This is a genomic window from Shewanella waksmanii ATCC BAA-643 (assembly GCF_000518805.1).
GTDB lineage: Bacteria > Pseudomonadota > Gammaproteobacteria > Enterobacterales > Shewanellaceae > Shewanella > Shewanella waksmanii.
Genome location: NZ_KI912498.1, coordinates 1 through 4379, shown reverse-complemented (window position 1 = coordinate 4379; position 4379 = coordinate 1). Strand labels below are relative to the sequence as shown.

The window sequence follows — 4379 nt, the reverse complement described above, 5'->3', positions numbered from 1 at the left end:
GTCGCCAAGGCTAAAGCCAAGAAATCAGCTCAGGCATCTGAAACACCAAGCGATGCAACTGCTGAGTCTGGCACCGACGATAAAAAAGCCAAAATTGCCGCGGCTGTCGCCAAGGCTAAAGCCAAAAAAGCCGCTAGTGCTGAACAAGCCACACCAGAGATAGACCGCGCAGCTCAACAGGTGCCATCAGAGGCTATGAGCGAGCAATCAGGTGATGCAGCCTCCTCTCAAACACACAGTTTAGAGGATAGTGACAGCTCAACTAACAGTAGCCAGCCTGTTATTAGTGATACTGATAGTGCTGCTGACATCAAAAAAGCGCGAATTGCCGCTGCCGTTGCTAAAGCCAAAGCGAAAGCGAAAAAGGCATTAGCACAACAAGTGTCAACGAAAGAGGAATAATACAGTGGCATTAAAAATGGCGTCGTCCCCTTATTTACGCGACAAATTGCAGACCAGCAGCTTAATGCAGCGGGTTATGCTATGCGCCCTTCCCGGTCTTTTAGTCCAAAGCTACTTCTTTGGCTGGGGTACGTTAGTGCAAGTATTATTTGCCATGGCGACCGCAGCGCTATGTGAAGCCGCTATTTTAGCTATGCGTCAACGTCCAATAAAAGCCACTTTACAAGACAATAGTGCGCTATTAACTGGCTTTTTACTTGGGCTTGCGGTGCCAGCTTTTGCGCCTTGGTGGATAACGCTGTTAGGTGTCGCTTTTGCCATCATTGTGGTTAAGCAACTGTATGGTGGCCTAGGCAACAATATATTTAACCCCGCAATGGCAGCTTATGTCATGTTGTTAATTGCCTTCCCGCTACAAATGACAACCTGGAGCGCACCAGTTGGTTTTGAGCACCATGCATTTGGTTTGCTAGAAACCTCACGGATTATCTTCTTTGGCAGTACCGCTGCCGATATTAGTCTGTATCAAATGGGCGCCGACGGGATCGCCATGGCGACCCCACTAGATAGTGTAAAAACCGCTTTTTCAACAGGATTAACGATAAACGAAGCACTGCAGGCAAACAGTTTCAGCGACGGCTTCGGTATTGGCTGGCTATGGATCAACTGTGCCTATCTGCTAGGCGGCCTAGTCATGATAAAGCTCAAGCTAATACGCTGGCATATTAGCGGCGCCATCATTGGTTCATTGTTTGTCTGTGCCAGTATTGGTTATCTATTGAGCCCCGATACCCACTTAGGTCCACTATTGCACCTATTTTCAGGTGCAACTATGTTAGCCGCATTTTTTATCGCTACCGATCCTGTTAGTGCCGCAACCAGCAATCAAGGCAGGCTAATTTTTGGTGCTTTGATTGGTGTACTGGTCTACGTGATTCGTACCTATGGTGGTTACCCAGATGCATTTGCATTTGCAGTTTTGCTTGGCAATCTTTGTGCACCTTTTATCGATCACTACGTCAAGCCACGCACCTATGGCCACAGAACAAGCCGCTAAGGAACGCAAGCATGCTTAAAAAATCTATGCTAAAAAATGGGTTGTTACTCGCGTTGTTCGCCATGCTGTGTACCGCGTTGGTGGCGGGGGTCAATCAATTCACCTATGATAAAATCAAACAGCAAGAGGCACAGGAATTACTGCGGGTGCTGCATCAAATTGTGCCGGACAATATTCACGACAACAACCTGATTGAACACTGTATTCTAATCCATAATCAAGAGGCTTTAGGCACCGACGAGCCCTTACCTGCTTATATCGCTTCAATGGCTGGAACTCCCGTAGCTATCGCTTTAGAAGCCGTTGCCCCTGACGGCTATAACGGTGATATAAAAATTATTATTGCAATAGATACCGAAAACCAAGTGCTCGGGGTTAGAACACTCAGTCACAATGAAACACCCGGCCTTGGTGATAAAATAGAGTTAAGAAAATCTGATTGGGTGACAAGCTTTAATGGCTTATCGCTGCAAGCAGACAATGGCAAACCCTGGGCAGTAAAGAAAGATGGCGGCGATTTTGACCAGTTTACTGGTGCAACCATTACCCCGAGGGCCTACGTCAATGCGGTACATAAAGCGATATCTTTTTTTAAGGCTGAGCAGCAAAACTTGTTAAGTCGCCCAGCAAACTGTGAGGTGGATTATGACTAACTACCGTGAAATTGCTTGGCAAGGGCTATGGAAAAATAACCCTGGATTAGTGCAATTACTAGGCTTATGTCCGCTACTTGCCGTTACCGCAACTGTCACTAACGCTTTGGGTTTAGGTCTTGCGACGCTTATCGTGTTAGTTGGCTCAAATATCTTAGTGTCGCTGGTTAAAAATTATGTCCCTAAAGAGATCCGCATTCCGGTCTTTGTCATGATCATCGCAGCACTCGTCACAACCGTACAATTACTGATCAACGCATACGCTTATGGTTTGTATTTGTCATTAGGGATATTCCTACCGCTGATCGTAACTAACTGCGTCATCATTGGCCGCGCAGAAGCCTTCGCCTCGCGTAATAATCTCGCCAGTTCAGCCTTTGATGGATTAATGATGGGCGTCGGCTTTACGCTAGTCTTAGTTGCCCTAGGTGCAAGCCGAGAGCTGTTGGGCCAAGGCACACTTTTTGATGGTGCTGATCTGCTGCTTGGCGATTGGGCTAAGAGCTTAACCATACAAGTATGGCATATGGATACGCAATTTTTACTTGCTATGCTGCCGCCCGGAGCATTTATCGCTATGGGCTTCTTAATCGCTGCGAAAAACTATATCGACCATGTTATAGAACGCCGTCAGCCAAAAACCGAAGTAGAAACCACGATTACTCGAGCCAGAATAACAAAAGTTAATTAACTATGAATACCGAGAAGCGTCGTCAAATTTTAGAAATATTTAGGGACAATAACCCGCATCCAGAAACCGAACTGAATTTCTCCAGCCCCTTCGAGCTATTGGTGGCGGTAACACTTTCAGCACAGGCTACCGATGTCAGCGTCAATAAAGCCACCGATAAGCTATTTCCGGTAGCCAATACTGCACAGGCTATTTACGATTTAGGTGTAGATGGGCTTAAGCAATACATCAAAACCATTGGTTTATATAACAATAAAGCTATTAACGTTATTAAAGCCTGCAAGATCCTCATCGATGAACATCAAGGTGAGGTGCCTGAAAATCGCGAAGCCTTAGAAGCCCTGCCCGGTGTAGGACGTAAAACCGCTAATGTGGTACTAAATACCGCATTTGGTTGGCCAACTATTGCCATTGATACCCATATCTTTCGGGTGGCGAATCGCACTAAGTTTGCGATGGGAAAGAACGTAGATTTAGTTGAAGCCAAAATGCTTAAAGTTGTACCCAAAGAGTTTAAGGTGGACGTTCATCATTGGTTTATTCTTCATGGCCGCTATACCTGTATCGCCCGCAAACCAAGATGTGGTAGTTGTTTGATAGAACACCTTTGCGAGTTTAAAGATAAAGCTTATCCGGACGAATAAGCCTATTAGCTTTAAACAACAAAAAAGCCGCTTAATGCGGCTTTTTTAGTATCAGTTTTATCATTTAGAACATGAATACGAAAAACATACTCAAAAATGCCGCAATAATGACACTCAGGCCTAGGGCCATTTTTAATTCTGAAGACATAAGGTACTCCTGTTGTTTGTATGGCTCATTATCACAAGCCTTTGCCTACTACACCAATTTTAGCCGCTAATGTGTGAGCTAGATCAGCAATGAACACTTATTGCTAAATGTGTAAGCTATTGTACATTTTAAAATGCCCTTCTTAGCGTCAGTTTAAATGATTTACAAGATTTGTATTGATAAAAACAACGTGGACAAACAGAAACTTACCGCAGTAAACTAGCGACACTTTCCACCACAAGAGTGAAAATACCATGTCGCAATTGCTGCACACCATGTTACGCGTTACCGACCTTGAACGAAGTATTGAGTTTTATACCCAAGTTTTAGGCATGAAGTTATTAAGAAAGTCTGAAAATGAGCAATATCGCTACACCTTAGCATTTGTGGGGTATGCTGAAGAGTCTTCCGGCGCTGCCGTGGTTGAACTCACCCACAACTGGGATACTGACAAGTACGATCTTGGCGATGCATTCGGTCATCTAGCAATCGGTGAGCAAGATATTTATCAGCGCTGTGAAGCGATTGCTGCAGCAGGAGGTAAAGTAACTCGTGAGCCTGGCCCTGTTGCTGGCGGTAGTACTGAAATCGCTTTTGTAGAAGATCCTGACGGCTATAAAATTGAACTAATTCAAATGAAAAGTGCCACCAAGGGATTAGGTTAAATCTCTATCAATCATTGTCAAGCTTAAACATGTCTAGTCCTAAAATAGGTTGACGGTTTTTATTAAGCCAGTTGGTATTCCCAACTGGCTTTTTCATGCACCTCATTTGGGGTTTTCAT

General features: G+C 44.7%; 5 protein-coding genes and 1 pseudogene. All 6 read left to right on the top strand.

The genetic code is table 11. The features are described 5' to 3' along the window. Positions 1-402 (top strand): annotated as a pseudogene (locus L865_RS25960) (electron transport complex subunit RsxC); the annotation flags it as partial. A 4-nt stretch (positions 403-406) separates the two neighbouring features. Further along, entirely contained in the window at positions 407-1459 is a 1053-nt protein-coding gene (gene rsxD / locus L865_RS0121390) for an electron transport complex subunit RsxD (protein ID WP_028775091.1), read from the top strand. A 26-nt stretch (positions 1460-1485) separates the two neighbouring features. Continuing rightward, the gene (gene rsxG / locus L865_RS0121385; protein ID WP_028775090.1) at positions 1486-2112 is read left to right on the top strand and encodes an electron transport complex subunit RsxG; all 627 of its coding nucleotides are present in this window, start codon (positions 1486-1488) and stop codon (positions 2110-2112) included. Continuing rightward, on the top strand, positions 2105-2803 hold the full coding sequence (locus L865_RS0121380) for an electron transport complex subunit E (protein WP_028775089.1): 699 nt from the start codon (positions 2105-2107) through the stop codon (positions 2801-2803). The genes rsxG and L865_RS0121380 overlap by 8 nt, the downstream gene beginning before the upstream one ends. A 2-nt stretch (positions 2804-2805) precedes the next feature. After that, complete coding sequence (gene nth / locus L865_RS0121375; RefSeq protein WP_028775088.1) at positions 2806-3447, top strand: endonuclease III; 642 nt, start codon at positions 2806-2808, stop codon at positions 3445-3447. Positions 3448-3849: 402 nt separating this feature from the next. Further along, a complete protein-coding gene (gloA, locus tag L865_RS0121370; RefSeq protein WP_028775087.1) occupies positions 3850-4260 on the top strand; it encodes a lactoylglutathione lyase in 411 nt (136 codons plus the stop codon). Positions 4261-4379 lie beyond the last annotated feature (119 nt).

What these genes read in the sequence shown, in the direction of transcription:
- gloA (WP_028775087.1), top strand. Translation starts at nt 3,850, where the DNA reads ATGTCGCAATTGCTGCACACCATGTTACGCGTTACCGACCTTGAACGA.
- L865_RS0121380 (WP_028775089.1), top strand. Translation starts at nt 2,105, where the DNA reads ATGACTAACTACCGTGAAATTGCTTGGCAAGGGCTATGGAAAAATAAC.
- nth (WP_028775088.1), top strand. Translation starts at nt 2,806, where the DNA reads ATGAATACCGAGAAGCGTCGTCAAATTTTAGAAATATTTAGGGACAAT.
- rsxG (WP_028775090.1), top strand. Translation starts at nt 1,486, where the DNA reads ATGCTAAAAAATGGGTTGTTACTCGCGTTGTTCGCCATGCTGTGTACC.